The 14679-nt window shown below is 60.0% G+C and carries 15 protein-coding genes and 1 pseudogene; 11 read left to right on the forward strand and 5 right to left on the reverse strand.

Annotated features, from left to right (window positions below; all coding sequences use genetic code 11):
* The first annotated feature begins 491 nt into the window (after positions 1 to 491).
* Together AC0ZWN_RS07285 and AC0ZWN_RS07290 are read left to right on the forward strand one after the other, a co-directional pair.
* Positions 492 to 761 carry a DUF2790 domain-containing protein gene (locus AC0ZWN_RS07285; protein WP_427119641.1) on the forward strand — a complete coding sequence of 90 codons (270 nt, stop codon included), beginning with the start codon at positions 492 to 494 and terminating at the stop codon, positions 759 to 761.
* Positions 762 to 850: 89 nt separating this feature from the next.
* Positions 851 to 1249 carry a hypothetical protein gene (locus AC0ZWN_RS07290; protein ID WP_095126326.1) on the forward strand — a complete coding sequence of 133 codons (399 nt, stop codon included), beginning with the start codon at positions 851 to 853 and terminating at the stop codon, positions 1247 to 1249.
* Here AC0ZWN_RS07290 and AC0ZWN_RS07295 read toward each other — a convergent pair.
* Entirely contained in the window at positions 1246 to 1515 is a 270-nt protein-coding gene (locus tag AC0ZWN_RS07295; RefSeq protein WP_093431200.1) for a DUF1652 domain-containing protein, read from the reverse strand. The genes AC0ZWN_RS07290 and AC0ZWN_RS07295 overlap by 4 nt on opposite strands.
* 367 nt (positions 1516 to 1882) lie before the next feature.
* On the opposite strand from AC0ZWN_RS07295, the gene eco reads away from it, so the two are divergent.
* Positions 1883 to 2368: a serine protease inhibitor ecotin gene (gene eco / locus AC0ZWN_RS07300; RefSeq protein ID WP_016983102.1), complete on the forward strand. Its 486-nt coding sequence runs from the start codon at positions 1883 to 1885 to the stop codon at positions 2366 to 2368.
* 21 nt (positions 2369 to 2389) lie between these two features.
* A complete protein-coding gene (locus AC0ZWN_RS07305) occupies positions 2390 to 2695 on the forward strand; it encodes an NIPSNAP family protein (protein ID WP_064362707.1) in 306 nt (101 codons plus the stop codon).
* 24 nt (positions 2696 to 2719) lie between these two features.
* Here the strand turns inward: AC0ZWN_RS07305 and ilvA are convergent.
* Positions 2720 to 3721, reverse strand: a pseudogene (ilvA, locus tag AC0ZWN_RS07310) (threonine ammonia-lyase, biosynthetic); the annotation flags it as partial.
* 361 nt (positions 3722 to 4082) lie between these two features.
* On the opposite strand from ilvA, the gene AC0ZWN_RS07315 reads away from it, so the two are divergent.
* Positions 4083 to 4421, forward strand: a complete 339-nt coding sequence (locus AC0ZWN_RS07315) for a DUF2834 domain-containing protein (protein ID WP_476334555.1) — start codon at positions 4083 to 4085, stop codon at positions 4419 to 4421.
* Between the two features lie 56 nt (positions 4422 to 4477).
* On the opposite strand, the gene AC0ZWN_RS07320 is transcribed toward AC0ZWN_RS07315, so the two are convergent.
* Entirely contained in the window at positions 4478 to 5251 is a 774-nt protein-coding gene (locus AC0ZWN_RS07320; RefSeq protein ID WP_476334556.1) for a class I SAM-dependent methyltransferase, read from the reverse strand.
* Positions 5252 to 5410: 159 nt separating this feature from the next.
* Between AC0ZWN_RS07320 and AC0ZWN_RS07325 the strand changes: the two genes are divergently transcribed.
* The 4 genes from AC0ZWN_RS07325 to pncA all read left to right on the forward strand — a co-directional run bounded on the left by AC0ZWN_RS07325 (position 5411) and on the right by pncA (position 7925).
* Positions 5411 to 5944, forward strand: a complete 534-nt coding sequence (locus tag AC0ZWN_RS07325; protein ID WP_476334557.1) for a tetratricopeptide repeat protein — start codon at positions 5411 to 5413, stop codon at positions 5942 to 5944.
* Between the two features lie 90 nt (positions 5945 to 6034).
* A complete protein-coding gene (locus tag AC0ZWN_RS07330; protein ID WP_256573860.1) occupies positions 6035 to 6493 on the forward strand; it encodes a sigma-70 family RNA polymerase sigma factor in 459 nt (152 codons plus the stop codon).
* A complete protein-coding gene (locus AC0ZWN_RS07335; RefSeq protein WP_476334558.1) occupies positions 6490 to 7251 on the forward strand; it encodes an anti-sigma factor in 762 nt (253 codons plus the stop codon). The genes AC0ZWN_RS07330 and AC0ZWN_RS07335 overlap by 4 nt, the downstream gene beginning before the upstream one ends.
* A 47-nt stretch (positions 7252 to 7298) precedes the next feature.
* On the forward strand, positions 7299 to 7925 hold the full coding sequence (pncA, locus tag AC0ZWN_RS07340) for a bifunctional nicotinamidase/pyrazinamidase (protein WP_476334559.1): 627 nt from the start codon (positions 7299 to 7301) through the stop codon (positions 7923 to 7925).
* 125 nt (positions 7926 to 8050) lie between these two features.
* On the opposite strand, the gene AC0ZWN_RS07345 is transcribed toward pncA, so the two are convergent.
* Both AC0ZWN_RS07345 and AC0ZWN_RS07350 read right to left on the reverse strand, forming a co-directional pair.
* Complete coding sequence (locus tag AC0ZWN_RS07345; RefSeq protein WP_476334561.1) at positions 8051 to 9352, reverse strand: ATP-binding protein; 1302 nt, start codon at positions 9350 to 9352, stop codon at positions 8051 to 8053.
* A gap of 4 nt (positions 9353 to 9356) precedes the next feature.
* Positions 9357 to 10058: a response regulator gene (locus AC0ZWN_RS07350; RefSeq protein WP_007912171.1), complete on the reverse strand. Its 702-nt coding sequence runs from the start codon at positions 10056 to 10058 to the stop codon at positions 9357 to 9359.
* 276 nt (positions 10059 to 10334) lie between these two features.
* On the opposite strand from AC0ZWN_RS07350, the gene AC0ZWN_RS07355 reads away from it, so the two are divergent.
* Together AC0ZWN_RS07355 and AC0ZWN_RS07360 are read left to right on the forward strand one after the other, a co-directional pair.
* Positions 10335 to 11492, forward strand: coding sequence for an efflux RND transporter periplasmic adaptor subunit (locus AC0ZWN_RS07355; RefSeq protein WP_460091049.1), 1158 nt, complete (start codon positions 10335 to 10337; stop codon positions 11490 to 11492).
* A gap of 15 nt (positions 11493 to 11507) precedes the next feature.
* Entirely contained in the window at positions 11508 to 14606 is a 3099-nt protein-coding gene (locus tag AC0ZWN_RS07360) for a multidrug efflux RND transporter permease subunit (RefSeq protein ID WP_476334563.1), read from the forward strand.
* Positions 14607 to 14679: the final 73 nt, after the last annotated feature.

The following is a 14679-nucleotide window of genomic DNA, read 5'->3' on the forward strand; positions in this document are numbered from 1 at the left end:
ATTACTCAATTGGGTCGAAAGTAACCGCCAGCACTGTGACCAAACAGTGGGAGGCGGACTGTGTGCAGGCTTGGTCAACCGAGAACAACCCCAACTCAGCTCGCCCGAAGGCGTCCTGCACACAGCCGCCACAGCTATGCACCGCACGGACACAGATGTCCGCAGCGCAAATGATGGCACATCTGCAATAAGGGAAGTTATCAAGTGACCAAACCCGAACCACTGATTTTGCAGCGGCAACCGACAATAACCGCCCCGCTCCAGCCGCCGAAAGCAGACAAGGCACCAGCCTTTGTAGGAATTCGCCAAACCTTCCTGAGAAAACCGCCGCACTCCCTGACAGCCGGCGTTCAGCTCGGTTAACCATCCCTTAACGCCGTGGTCAAAAACTCTACTGAACCGCACGCCCTCAGCCATTCTGGCTGTTGCCCAGTGCGGCAGGTTCGGGTGCATCACGCCGAACTCTAGAACCGCCACTCGGGAGTCCTTTCATGAACATTCGTCCTTTATTGCTCACCGCCGCCCTCGCCTGCACCGCGTTTGCCGGGCTGGCACAGGCCAATGACACTTCGGCCACGTCCAAAGCCGTGCCGTATCAGTACGGCATGCCGCTGCAGGTGGCCAAAGTGGTGTCGTTGACCGAGCCGCCAACGCAACTGTGCAAAGTGGTTACGGCCGACATGAAGTACATCGACAACGCCGGTAAGCCTGAAGAAATCAGCTATCGGAAATTGTCTGACGCGTGCAACTTCCAGAACTGACAGAAACGTCTGATTTGCGGGTTTGCGGTAGGCGTGGGGAGTTTCGGCGGTTATGCTCGGAGCCCTCCTCACTGCCGCAAGGATTCGCCATGCAGTTGTCGTTTCGCTCGTTGTCGGGCTTCACGTGTTCGTTGTGTTTTTTGCTGGCGCTGGCCTGGGGCGTTTTCCCGGAGAGGCTGCTGGCGATCTGGAGCATCGAGTATTCCGACGCTGCGGGGTTTGTCGCGCGGCGCAGTGCGGTGCTGTTTGCGGCGTTGGGGGTGATGTTTTATCTGGTGCGCAACGCGCCGCCGTCGCTGGGGCGCAATGCGCTGAGCAACGGCTTTATCGTCGGTTGTTTTGGTTTGGCGGTGCTGGGTTTTGCGGAATGGCTCAACGGCCATGCCGGCCCCGGGATTTTGCTCGCGGTGCTGGTCGAGTTCGCGCTGGGCCTTGGTTTTGTGCAGGCCCGGCGCGTGACGGTCGAACTGGGTGAAACGGTGCGTTAGACGGCTCTGGAGCGTGGGCTGTAGTGATGTGGCGTAGTTTGTTCTTTCAAGTCCGAGCGCAGCCCCGCGATCAGTTCGTTGATTTCACGACAGCCATTGAGGTGGCTGGCGTCGATACCGCTGACCAGCAGATCGACCTGATCGGTCTGGTGATCGCCGAAGACCTTGACGGTCATCGACAAGTCCGGCGACAGCGTGCACTGGCAGCGTTTCGGCAGAAAACTGCTTTCAATGATATTGCGTAGTTCCAAGGCAGACAGAAACATGGCGAAACCCTCTCCTTACTGTGAGATGCCAATCAAGTATTCACGCTGACCGTTGCTGCCCCTGCACGGGTGTGTCCCCGCTGTTTCCCTGGTGCGACAAGCGGTGGTACTGCGAAATGCCCATTGGAGTGTAGGCGCCCAAGGCCGGTGCGCCGCACTGAAAAGACGCATAAAGCGTGCCTTTCATCGGTTCATTTTCACCCTCATGAAATCAAGCACTTGGCGGCGGTGCCAGTATTTGGCTACTTGCAAATTGCAAGAATGGCCCCTGCCGGCACTGCAATTTGCAACTCGACGCTGGTTTGCAATCACGGCCCATGACGGTAAGAATGCCCGTAATCCACCCTACACCCGCACGGAGGCTTCCATGGGTTCTTTCCGCGTTTACGCGACCACCGGGCTGATCATCGCCAGCCTGTCCACCCTCGCCCACGCCGCCAAGCTTGAAGACGTCGCGCCGTACCCAAAAGCTGAAGCAGGGTTTACCCGCCAGGTCATTCACTTGCCTAAGCAAGAGCAGGAAGAGAACTTCCAGGTGGAAATTCTTGCCGGCAAAACGCTTGAAGTGGACTGCAATCGCCAGCGGTTGGGCGGTGTTCTCGATGAGAAGAATCTTGAAGGTTGGGGTTATCCGTTCTATCGCCTGGAAAAAGTCATTGGGCCGATGAGCACGATGATGGCCTGCCCACCCGGCAGCCAGAAGAAACGCGCCTTCGTGCCGGTCGTTGGTGACGGCTTCATGCTGCGGTACAACAGCAAGTTGCCGGTCGTGGTGTATGCGCCGTCCGATGTCGAAGTGCGTTATCGCATCTGGTCGGCGTCGGACAAAGTCGGTACAGCCCTGCAGGAATAACCCGAACAAGGAGTGCGTCGTTTGATTACCTGCCACGTCCGATATGTCATTGATCCGTACCAATTGCCTGAGTTCGAGGCCTACGCCAAGGCCTGGCTCGGCATCGTCGAGCGCTTGGGCGGCACCCATCACGGCTACTTTTTGCCGTCCGAAGGCGCGAGCAACATCGCTTATTGCCTGTTCAGTTTTCCGTCGCTGGCGGATTACGAAAGCTATCGGCACATCGCGATGACCGATCCGGAAAGCACCGCTCTGGTTGCCAGCCTGGTCGAGAAGAAGTTTATCGTCAGCTACGAGCGCAGCTTCCTGCGCCCCTTGCTGCCGTAAGCCTCATCATGCCGAGACGCCGCACATCGCGGCGCGCTCGGCAACGTGGCGCAGGCTGTCGAAGTTGATATTGGCGCCCGAGTCGATCGCCACGAATGTCTGCTCTTTCACCCCGGTTTGCGCTACGTATTGCTTGATGCCTGCAACGGCCAGGGCGCCGGAAGGTTCGGTGATCGAGCGGGTATCGTCGTAGATATTCTTGATCGCTGCGCAGAGGTCGTCATTGCTGACGGTGATCACTTCGTCGACGCAGAAACGGCAAACCTCAAACCCGAACGCACCGATCTGCGCTACCGCCACGCCATCGGCGAAGGTGCCAACATTCGGCAGCACGACGCGCTGATCGGCTTCGAGCGCGGCCTTCAGGCACGCTGAGTGTTCGGATTCGACGCCGATGATCCGCACTTCCGGGCGCAGGTATTTGACGTAGGCCGCGATGCCTGCGATCAGACCGCCACCACCTACCGGGATAAAAATCGCATCCAGCGAACCTTGATGCTGGCGGAGGATTTCCATTGCCACGGTGCCCTGCCCGGCGATCACTTCCGGGTCATCGAACGGTGAGACGAAGGTGCGTCCGCTCTGTTCTGCCAGTTGCAGCGCATGCGCCAGGGCGAACGGGAAACTCTCGCCATGCAGCAACGCTTCAGCGCCACGACTGCGCACACCCAGCACTTTCAGTTCCGGCGTTGTCGCCGGCATGACGATGGTCGCCGCAATTCCCAGCTCTCGCGCGGCCAACGCCACGCCTTGCGCGTGATTGCCGGCCGATGCGGTGATTACCCCGCGCGCCTTTTGCTCTTCACTGAGCTGCACCAGTTTGTTGTAGGCGCCACGGATCTTGAAAGAGAACGTCGGTTGCAGGTCTTCGCGCTTGAGCAGAATCCGGTTGCCCAGCGCCTCCGACAGCGCCGGTGCCGCTTGCAAAGGCGTGCGCACCGCGAGGTCGTACACTGGCGCGGCGAGGATCTTTTTCACGTAGTGCTCAAGCAGGGTTTGCTGATCGTATGTGTAACTCATGAACATCTCCTTGGCAGAATTTCACACGGTCCCTGTAGGAGCTGCCGAAGGCTGCGATCTTTTGACTTTGGTTTTTCTAAATCAAAAACAAGATCAAAAGATCGCAGCCTTCGGCAGCTCCTACATGAGCCACACTTCAAAAACCCCGGAGACAGAAAGTAAAAACCCGCCTCTAGGGCGGGTTGGGTGCTGCAGTCGTGAGCTAGCCCGCCAAATGAGGAATGGCGGTAATAATCATTGGCTGCCAACGCGATACAGTCGAAGTCATGGGCTGGAAATTAGCCTGTGCGCTATTGGCGAGTCAATGGCCAATTTTGCGCGGCGGCGTTAGTCTGGCGACTCTCTCATCACACCACGGAAGGAATGCATGATGTCGATCGCCCTGCCCCTCGCGGCTTTGCTCGCTTTTAGCGGTTACACCGTTTCGGTGATGCTCCAGGCTGAACAGTCGTTGATCGACTTCGGCATCAGCCTGATGTCGCGGCCAGATACCGCGCAGGTGGTGATTGATCTGTATCTGCTGGCGACTCTGGCCGGGGTGTGGATGGTCAAGGATGCCCGGTCGCGTGGGCAGTCGGTTTGGTCGGTGGTGCCGTATTTGTTGCTGACGGCGGTTTTTGTCTCGGTTGGGCCGTTGTTGTATCTGGTGGTGCGTGGGGTTCGCGAGCGCAACAGGAAGGCGGTGGATCTGGCTCGGGTGGGTTGATCCGGGTTATCGAATGCCGGGTAGATTGCCTTCGCGAGCAGGCTCGCTCCCACATGTCAGGTTTTTTTCACGGCGACGAACGCGGCGGTTTCGTAAGGCACTGTCACCACATCCCTGCCACGCAGTTCCGGCTCTGTGGCGATTAACGCACGAATCTGTTCATCGATTTTCGCCCGTTGCGCCTCCGGCAGCGCGGCGATGAAACTGGTGGAGCGCACCCGATTGAGAATCACGTCTTCCGGCGATCCGGTATGGCCATGGTGAAACCGCTCGACCTGCAGAGGCGCGAATGCCGGGTGCGGAAACGCTTTGCGCCAGGCACCTGTGTAATAGCGCGGCGTGTCCCCTTCCAGTGCGTTGACGATGGCGTCCAGTTTCGGCACCCAACTGACGTCGGTGTCACGCAGGTTCCAGATCAGCCCCAACTTGCCTCCGGGCTTGAGTACTCGAGCGATTTCGGTCAGCGCCTCGGCACTGGCGAACCAGTGAAACGCTTGCGCGCAAATCACCGCATCGACTGAAGCGTCCGGCAACGGCAGATCGGTCGCCGTGCCGCTCACGGCCAGCACATCAGGCCAGGCGTCAGACAGCTTTTCCAGCATCTGCGGCACCGGTTCAACCGCGATCACTTGCGCGCCCGTCACCACCAGACGCCCGGTGAACTTGCCGGTGCCGGCACCCAGATCAATCACCGTTTTATGCCCATCCAGGCCCAGCGTCGCGGCCAACCACTCACTGACCTGCGGCGGATAGTCCGGCCGACCTTTCACATAGGTGTCGGCAGCGCTTTTGTAGCCGGCAGCGGCTGAATGATGGACGTGATCGGTCATGGCAACTCTCCTTACGGCAAAACATCGGATCGACGGCAGACGCTCCCGAGCATAGCGCTTGAATTTACGCTTACCTTGAACAGTCACTGATAAAGCAATGAATAAAAATTCACCCTGTGGTGTTCAAAGTGAACCATAACTTTCTGTGGAGCCTTGCCCATGACTATCCGTTCCGTTATGTTCGCCGCCCCGTTGTTACTGGCCGCGGCGATGTCCAGCCAATTGGCCCTGGCCAATGGCGATGAAGACGCGCCGGTGCAGAAGCCGGAATGCCCGAAAGGCCAGGTCTGGGACAGCAAAACCCAGAAGTGTGTGATGCAAGTCAGCAAAGCACTTTCGGATGCCGACCGTACTGATTACGCCTATCGCCTTGCCAAGGCCGGTCGCTACGAAGAGGCCCTGGCGTTGCTCGACACGCTGAAGCAACCGCACACCGCCAAGGCTCTCAACTATCGCGGCTACGCCACGCGCAAACTGGGGCGCACTGACGAGGGCATCGGTTATTACCTGCAATCGGTGAAACTCGATCCGCAGTACGCGCAAGTGCGCGAATACCTCGGCGAGGCCTATGTGATCAAAGGCCGCGTTGACCTGGCGCAGGAGCAGTTGCAGCAGATCCAATCGATTTGCGGCACGTCGTGCGAGGAATATCAGGACCTGGCCGAAGCCATCAACGACTCATCGAAAACCTGAGCACTTATAAGGGCCGCCATCATCTTCAACGATCAGGCATTCAGAGCAGAACTCGGGCAGCACCTGGCGCGACTGTGGCGCTACGGTCTACTGCTGTCGCGCAATCGGCATGTGGCCGAGGATCTGGTGCAAGCCACCTGCGTGCGAGCGCTGGAGCGCGCCAATCAGTACATCGCCGGTACGCGCATGGATCGCTGGTTGCTGAGCATTCTGCATTCGATCTGGCTCAATGAAGTACGCGCTCGTCGCGTGCGACAGGGTGCGGGCCAGGTCGATGCCGATGGCCAACTGGCGTTTGATGGTGAGTACGCCGCGCAAACGCATGTGATGGCCGCGCAAGTGATCCGCCGCGTCGATGCGCTGCCCGAGACCCAGCGCGAAACGGTCTACCTCGCCTATGTCGAAGGCTTGTCCTACCGCGAAGTCGCTGAAATCCTGCAAGTGCCGATCGGCACGGTCATGAGCCGTCTGGCCACCGCCCGCCTCAAACTCGCCGAATACCCACCGCTGCAGACCGTGCCGAAATCCACCGAAGGAGACCGATCATGAACCCACCTTCGGATGAGCAACTGGTCGCCTACCTCGACGGCGAACTCGACGGCGACTATCGCCATCAACTCGACAACGCCATTGCCGAAGACTCACTGCTGAGTCTGCGCGTGCAATGGCTCAGTCGCAGCAACCTGCCGTACAAGAACGCCTATGACGAGCTGGCGCAACAGGCCCCGCTGGAGCGTCTGCAAGCGCGGCTGGACGCCATTCCAGCGCCGCAGCCTCCGGGCTTCAATCGCCGCTGGTTTATCGGTGGCGCCGCCGCTGCGCTGTTGGCCGGTGGCGTGTTGGCCGACCGGTTATTCCTCGGCTGGCACGCCGTGCAATCGAACAACTGGCGGGCATTGGTGGGCGATTACATGGCGCTGTATGTGCCGCAAACGCTCGATCACCTGCCCACCGACGAAGCCTCCCAACGCGCGCAACTGCGCACCGTCGATGCGCGCCTGGGCCTGAGACTTGCGCCAGCCACTTTGAAGCTGCCTGATGCCGAATTCATACGGGCGCAGATGCTGGAGTACGACGGCGTACCGATTGCGCAGATCGTTTATCTGGATGCGAAACATGGGCCATTGGCGCTGTGTGTGACCCGCTCGAACAGCGGCAGTCAGCCGTTGGCCCATGAGCGTCGGCGAGAGATGAACGTGGTGTATTGGACTGAACGTGAACACGCCTGGATGCTGATCGGACACGACGCCCCGATGGCGCTGGAAGACAAGGCAAAACTGTTAAAAAGCCGCTTAATCACTAGCTAGTTCCTGCACTATGCTCAGCGCGTATTTTTTCCGAGGATGCCTCCACGATGCCAGATTCATCCCGCTCTGCCTTACTGGTGATCGACGTTCAAAACGACTTCACCCCCGGCGGTCAATTAGCGGTCCCCGAAGGAGACCTGATTGTGCCGCTGATCAACCGGCTCGCCCGCCAGTTCACCCAGGTTGTCGTCGCACAGGACTGGCACCCGACCGGTCACGCCTCATTTGCGTCCAGTCATCCCGGGCACCAGCCCTACGATGTCATCCAGTTGCCTTATGGCGAGCAGACGCTCTGGCCCGACCATTGTGTGCAATCGACACCGGGGGCCGAGTTTCACCAGGAACTTGACCTGCCTCACGCCCAACTGATCATTCGCAAGGGCTGCAATCCGGATATCGACAGCTATTCAGCCTTTCTGGAAGCCGATCGCCGCACCACCACGGGGCTGTCCGGTTACCTGAAAGAGCGCGGGATCGATACGGTCTACATGGTGGGGCTGGCACTGGATTTCTGCGTGATGTTTTCGGCGCTGGATGCACGGGCGGCGGGGTTCAATACTTATGTGGTGCTGGATGCGTGCCGGGAGATCGATCTGAATGGATCACTGGCGACAGCGATTGAGCGGATGCAAAGTGCCGGGGTCGGGTTGATTCAATCCACAGAGCTGGTCTGAACAACGAAATTCCCAAGGAGCGAGCCTGCTCGCGAAGGTGGTATGTCAGCCAGGTATGCGTTGACTGACCCGACGCCTTCGCGAGCAGGCTCGGCCCCACAGGTAGATTTTCAGCGTCACGCAGCTCAGGCGTTATTGGGCAACCACAGCCGGAAGCGTGCCCCGCCCAACGGTGAAGACTCAACGGTCAACGTGCCGCCCTGTGCTTCCAGCGCGCGACGGCTGATCGCCAGACCAAGACCAAAACCACCCGTAGCCCGATCCCGACTGCGATCAAGTCGATAGAACGGCTCGAAAATCCGCTCTCGCTCATCATCGGGAATACCGATGCCGTCATCATCGACCCAGATCTCACAGCCCTCGGCATTGACCTGCACGCCTATCTGAATGCGTTTTTCGCAATAGCGCATGGCATTGCGCAGCAGGTTCTGGATCGCCCGCGCGGTCAGGCGTGGATCGAGCGAGAAGCGTTCGAGCTGACCGTGCAGCAACACATCGATGACGATCTCCGGCGACTCCAGCTCTTCATCGACACTGCCCAGAATACTGTCGATGAACTCATCCAGCGACACCTCGACCTGCTCTGGCAGTTGCGCCGGATTCTGCAAGCGGCTGTAGGAAAGCAACTCCAGCACCAACTCATCCAGCTCACGAATGTGCGCGACCAGCCCCAGCAAACGCTCGCGACTGGCGCTCGGCAAGTCATCGGACAGGGCTAAAGCCAGGCCGAAATCCAGGCGCGTCAGTGGCGTACGCAGTTCATGGGACACGGCGTTGAGCAGGTCACGTTGCTGATTGAGCAGGTTTTCGATATCGCCCGCCATGGTGTCGAAAACATTGGCGAGGCTGCCGATGTTGGAGCTCGGGGCGATTTTTGTGCGCTCGCTCAAGTGACCTTTACCGAAGCGTTCGGCAGTGCCTTTGAGGCGTTCCAGATCACGCCAATGCGGGCGCAGCCACATCAACAGGCAGGCGAGCAGACTCGCGCCGATCAGGACGTTGATGCTCCAGTACAACAGATTGACGTCCAGCGGATCCGGCGGCACGACCATTTGCACGGCGGTGGTGTCGTCCAGCGGCGTCACCGCCAGCGTGCGCCAGCCCCAGTCGCCAATGCGTACGACGTTTTCACCACGGCGCAGGCGTTCCTGCTCGAGAGCGGTGAACCCGGCATCGTCGATCCGCGCGAGGACGATGTGCAGCGGCTGGAAATCCTTGTCCATCGACGCCGCCAGCGCCGGCCACTGCTCCTGCGGCACGGCGTGAAACTGACGGGTAATCAGCGATTGCAGACCGCGCGAATAATCGAGGTTGTAAGTGACGAAGCGATCCCGGAACGCCATGACCACCAGATCCGGCACCAGATAGATCGCCGCGCTGTAGGAGACGATCGTCACCAGATACAGGCGAAACAGGATGCGAAACATCAGCTCAGCATTCCCACTCTGAGCGGCTGAACAGATAGCCCTTGCCCCACACGGTCTTGATCTTGCGCGCCTCGCCAGCGTGGTCGTCGAATTTGCGGCGCAGCTTGGAAATCGCCACGTCCACCGAGCGGTCGGTGCCGTTGAATTCGATACCGCGCAGGCGTTGCAGGATCTGATCGCGGCTCAACACTTCGCCGGCATGGCGAGCCAGCACCACGAGCAAGTTGTATTCGCCGCTGGACAGCTCGACTGGCTGATCGCGCCACGTCACGGTGCGCTCAGACAGGTCGATGCACAGATTGCCCATGAGAATGCGGTCATTGGCGGTCAAAGGTTCGCCGAGGCTGCTGCGGCGCAACAAGGTGCGCACCCGTGCCAGCAACACGCGCGGCTCGCACGGTTTGGTGACGTAATCGTCGGCGCCCATTTCCAGGCCCAGCACTTGATCGTGACTGTCATCGCGAGCCGTCAGCATCAGGATCGGCAGCGTCGCCGAATCGGCGCGTAATAAACGGCAGACTTGCAGTCCATCAAGGCCGGGCAGCATCAGGTCGAGGATCACCAGATCCGGCGGATTGACCCGCGCCCGCTCGCGCACATGGTCGCCACGGCCGATCACGCTGACGGAATAACCGTTGCGCTCCAGGTAGCTGGAAATCAGTTCGGCGAGGGCGGTGTCGTCTTCGACCAGGAGGATGTTGGGCATGGGGTGATCCAGATATTGCTGTGGTGGATGTCAGACCGCTTTCGCGAGCAAGCTCGCTCCCACAGTGGTTTTGCACTGTTCACAAAACCCATGTGGGAGCGAGCTTGCTCGCGAAAGCGGTTTAACCGTCACAAAAGAATTCAAGACCTGAAGGATATACGCCCTCGCCCATCCCTGAGCAAAACCCTTACACAATTTCACACAGCGCCTACAAAGCTTCACCGCTAATCTCGGCGTCTGCCCGTAGGATGCGGACATCAATATTGGGGGTTGTACATGTCGAAGAAACTGCTGGCCGGACTCGGCCTGATCGCGATGGCGCTGACACTGAGCGCCTGTGATTCATCCTCGAAAGCCGAGGATCAGGCATCACCGGCCACGGTGCGCATCGAGACGCTCGAAGCGCATCCCCTGACGATCAGCAGCGAACTCAGCGGCCGCATCGCCGCGCCACGCATCGCCGAAGTGCGCGCACGGGTGGCCGGTGTGGTCTTGCAACGCACCTTCCGCGAAGGCAGCGACGTGAAAAAAGGCGACGTGCTGTTCCGCATTGACCCGGCGCCGTTCAAGGCTGACCTCGACAGCGCCGAAGCCGCGCTGCGCAAGGCCGAAGCCAATGCGTTCCAGGCGAAACTGCAAGAGCAGCGCTATGCCCAGTTGATCGACGACAAAGCCATCAGCGCTCAGGACTACGACAACGCCCGCGCCAATGCCCGGCAAACCGCCGCTGACGTTGCGGCCAACAAGGCTGCCGTCGAGCGGGCGAAACTGAATCTGGGTTATGCCACCGTCACCGCGCCGATTTCCGGTCGCGTCGGCCGTGCGCTGGTCACCGAAGGCGCACTGGTCGGGCAGAACGAAACCACACCGTTGGCACTGATTCAGCAGCTCAACCCGATTCACGCCGACCTCACCCAGTCGACCCGTGAACTCAACGAATTGCGCCGCGCGTTCCGCTCCGGGCAGTTGCAGGAAGTCGGCCAGGATCAGGTCAAAGCCACGCTGATTCAGGATGACGGCAGCCTGTATCCGCTGCCAGGCAAGCTGCTGTTCAGCGACATCACCGTCGACCCGGGCACGGGTCAGATCATCCTGCGCAGCGAATTCCCAAATCCGGATCTCGACTTGCTGCCGGGCAGTTTCATCCGCGTGCGTCTGGAACAGGCAACCATCCAGAACGGCATTACCGTGCCGCAGCGTGCCGTGCAGCGTGACAGCGCCGGCATAGCTCAGGTGCTGACCGTCGATGAGCAGATGCGCGTCGCTGAACAACCGGTGCAACTGGGCGCGGTGCAGAACAATCGCTGGATCGTCACCGGCGGCCTCAAGCCCGGCGACCGCATCGTCATCGAAGGCCTGCAACACGCCCGTGCCGGCGAAACCGTGCAGATCGACGACACCCCTCTTCCACTTGCCCAGACCTCTGGTCAGTAAGCAGGACGCTTTTCTATGCCGCAGTTCTTTATCGACCGCCCGGTGTTTGCCTGGGTCGTCGCGCTGTTCATCCTGTTGGCCGGTGCGCTGGCCATCCCGCAGTTGCCGGTGGCGCAATACCCCGACGTCGCCCCGCCGCAAATCGAAATCTACGCCGTGTATCCCGGCGCCTCGGCGCAGACCGTCGATGAAAGCGTGGTCAGCCTTATCGAGGAAGAGCTTAACGGCGCCGATCACTTGCTGTATTTCGAATCGCAAAGCAGCCTCGGCAGTGCGACGATCAAAGCCACGTTCCAGCCGGGTACCAACCCGGAGCTGGCGCAAGTCGACGTGCAAAACCGCCTCAAAGTGGTCGAGTCGCGCCTGCCGCAAGCGGTGACTCAGCAGGGTTTGCAGGTTGAAAAAGTCTCGTCCGGTTTTCTCTTGCTGATCACCCTGACCTCCAGCGATGGCAAGCTCGATGACGTGGCGCTCAGCGATTATCTGGCGCGTAACGTGATGAACGAGATCAAGCGTCTGGACGGTGTCGGCAAGGCGCAGTTGTACGGCGCCGAACGGGCCATGCGCATCTGGATCGATCCGCAGAAGCTGATCGCGTTCAACCTGACGCCGGCCGATGTCAACGCCGCCATCGTCGCGCAGAACGCTCAGGTGTCCGCTGGCAGCATCGGTGATCTGCCCAATCCGTCCAGCCAGGAAATCACTGCGACGATTCTGGTGAAAGGTCAGTTGTCGACACCGCAAGAGTTCGCCGACATTGTGCTCAAGGCCAATCGCGACGGCTCCACCGTGCGCATCGGTGACGTCGCGCGGGTCGAGATCGGCAGTCAGGAATACCAGTTCGGTACGCGTCTCAACGGCAAACCGTCGACCGCAGTCGGCGTGCAACTGTCGCCGGGCGCCAACGCGCTGAACACCGCGACCCTGGTGCGGGCGAAGATGGATGAGCTGTCGCGCTACTTCCCGGCGGGCGTGGAATACAAGATTCCGTACGACACTTCGCCGTTCGTCAAAGTCTCGATCACCAAAGTGATTTACACCTTGGGCGAAGCGATGCTGCTGGTGTTTGCGGTGATGTTCCTGTTCCTGCAGAACGTGCGCTACACGTTGATCCCGACGCTAGTGGTGCCGGTGGCGCTGATGGGCACGTTCGCGACCATGCTCGCGCTGGGCTTCTCGATCAACGTGCTGACCATGTTCGGCATGGTCCTGGCCATCGGTATTCTGGTGGACGACGCCATCGTCGTGGTGGAGAACGTCGAGCGGATCATGGCCACCGAGGGCCTGTCGCCCAAGGAAGCCACACGCAAAGCCATGACGCAGATTACCGGCGCGATCATCGGCATCACGCTGGTGCTGGTCGCGGTGTTCATTCCGATGGCGTTCATGCAAGGCTCGGTCGGGGTGATTTACCAGCAGTTCTCGCTGTCGATGGCGACATCGATTCTGTTCTCGGCGTTCCTCGCCCTGACCCTGACGCCGGCACTGTGCGCGACGCTGCTCAAGCCGATTGCCAAGGGCGAACACCACGAAAAATCCGGGTTCTTCGGCTGGTTCAACCGCCGCTTCGAGCGCCTGACTGATCGCTATCAGGGCTGGGTCGGCTATGCGTTGAAACGCAGCGGCCGTTACCTGCTGATTTACGCTGTGCTGCTGGTTGGCCTGGGCCTGTGCTTTGCGCGTCTGCCCTCCTCGTTCCTGCCGGTGGAAGATCAGGGCTACACCATCACGGATATTCAACTGCCGCCCGGTGCGACCAAGAATCGTACGGTGGCCGTGGCTGAACAGCTTGAGGCACATAACTCCAGCGAGCCGGGGATCAGTGACACGGTGGTGATTCTCGGTTTCAGCTTCTCCGGTAGCGGCCAGAACGCAGCGTTGGCGTTCTCGACGCTGAAGGACTGGTCGCAGCGCGGCAGTGATGACTCCGCCAGCTCGATTGCCGATCGCGCCAATATCGCACTGACTGAAATCAAGGACGCCATGGCGTTCTCGGTGCTGCCACCGCCCGTGGATGGCCTCGGCACATCGAGCGGTTTCGAGTTCCGTTTGCAGGATCGCGGCGGCCTCGGCCATGCGACCTTGATGCAAGCGCGCAGCGAACTGCTCGCAGCCGCCGAGAAAAGCCCTGTACTGATGAATGTGCGCGAAAGTGCGCTGGCCGAAGCGCCGCAGGTGCAGTTGGTGGTCGACCGCAAGCAGGCCAATGCCCTTGGCGTATCGTTCGCCGATATCGGCAACGTGCTGTCGACTGCCGTCGGCTCCAGCTACATCAACGATTTCCCCAATCAGGGGCGCATGCAGCGTGTTGTCGTGCAAGCCGAAGGCGATCAACGCAGCCAGGTGGCCGATCTGCTGAAAATGCACGTACGCAATAGCGCCGGACACATGGTGCCGCTGTCTGCGTTCGTGCAGGCCAACTGGATTCAGGGCCCGGCGCAGTTGACCCGTTACAACGGCTATCCGGCGATCGCGATTTCCGGCGAACCGTCACCGGGGCACAGTACCGGTGAGGCCATGGCGGAGATCGAACGTCTGGTGGCGAAGGGGCCGAAAGGACTGGGCCAGGAATGGACCGGGTTGTCGTTGCAGGAACGCTTGTCCGGCAATCAGGCGCCGATTCTGCTTGGGCTGTCGTTGCTGGTGGTGTTCCTGTGTCTGGCGGCGCTGTACGAGAGCTGGTCGATTCCGACCTCGGTGTTGCTGGTAGTGCCGCTGGGCGTGCTCGGCGCGGTGCTGGCGGTGACATTGCGCGGCATGCCCAACGATGTGTTCTTCAAGGTTGGCCTGATCACCATCATCGGTCTGTCGGCGAAGAACGCGATCCTGATCATCGAATTTGCCAAGAGCTTGTATGACGAAGGTCACGATCTGATTGATGCGACGTTGCAGGCTGCTCGCTTGCGCTTGCGGCCGATCGTGATGACGTCGCTCGCGTTCATTCTCGGCGTGGTGCCATTGGCCATTGCCACGGGTGCCAGTTCGGCGAGTCAGCAAGCGATCGGTACAGGAGTGATCGGCGGGATGATTACCGCGACGCTGGCGGTGATCTTCGTGCCGGTCTTCTTCGTCGTCGTCATGAAGCTCGTACAACGCTTCACCAAACCCCACTGATACCAATTGTGGGAGCGAGCTTGCTCGCGAAAGCGTCGGTACATTCAACGTCGATGTTGACTGACCGGACGCC

The organism is Pseudomonas sp. 3B-A001-10F, assembly GCF_056313565.1.

Bases quoted from the DNA above. Each gene is read 5' to 3' on its own strand.
- AC0ZWN_RS07285 (WP_427119641.1), top strand. From the start codon at position 492: ATGAACATTCGTCCTTTATTGCTCACCGCCGCCCTCGCCTGCACCGCG.
- AC0ZWN_RS07290 (WP_095126326.1), top strand. From the start codon at position 851: ATGCAGTTGTCGTTTCGCTCGTTGTCGGGCTTCACGTGTTCGTTGTGT.
- AC0ZWN_RS07295 (WP_093431200.1), bottom strand. From the start codon at position 1,515: ATGTTTCTGTCTGCCTTGGAACTACGCAATATCATTGAAAGCAGTTTT.
- eco (WP_016983102.1), top strand. From the start codon at position 1,883: ATGGGTTCTTTCCGCGTTTACGCGACCACCGGGCTGATCATCGCCAGC.
- AC0ZWN_RS07315 (WP_476334555.1), top strand. From the start codon at position 4,083: ATGATGTCGATCGCCCTGCCCCTCGCGGCTTTGCTCGCTTTTAGCGGT.
- AC0ZWN_RS07320 (WP_476334556.1), bottom strand. From the start codon at position 5,251: ATGACCGATCACGTCCATCATTCAGCCGCTGCCGGCTACAAAAGCGCT.
- AC0ZWN_RS07325 (WP_476334557.1), top strand. From the start codon at position 5,411: ATGACTATCCGTTCCGTTATGTTCGCCGCCCCGTTGTTACTGGCCGCG.
- AC0ZWN_RS07335 (WP_476334558.1), top strand. From the start codon at position 6,490: ATGAACCCACCTTCGGATGAGCAACTGGTCGCCTACCTCGACGGCGAA.
- pncA (WP_476334559.1), top strand. From the start codon at position 7,299: ATGCCAGATTCATCCCGCTCTGCCTTACTGGTGATCGACGTTCAAAAC.
- AC0ZWN_RS07345 (WP_476334561.1), bottom strand. From the start codon at position 9,352: ATGTTTCGCATCCTGTTTCGCCTGTATCTGGTGACGATCGTCTCCTAC.
- AC0ZWN_RS07350 (WP_007912171.1), bottom strand. From the start codon at position 10,058: ATGCCCAACATCCTCCTGGTCGAAGACGACACCGCCCTCGCCGAACTG.
- AC0ZWN_RS07355 (WP_460091049.1), top strand. From the start codon at position 10,335: ATGTCGAAGAAACTGCTGGCCGGACTCGGCCTGATCGCGATGGCGCTG.
- AC0ZWN_RS07360 (WP_476334563.1), top strand. From the start codon at position 11,508: ATGCCGCAGTTCTTTATCGACCGCCCGGTGTTTGCCTGGGTCGTCGCG.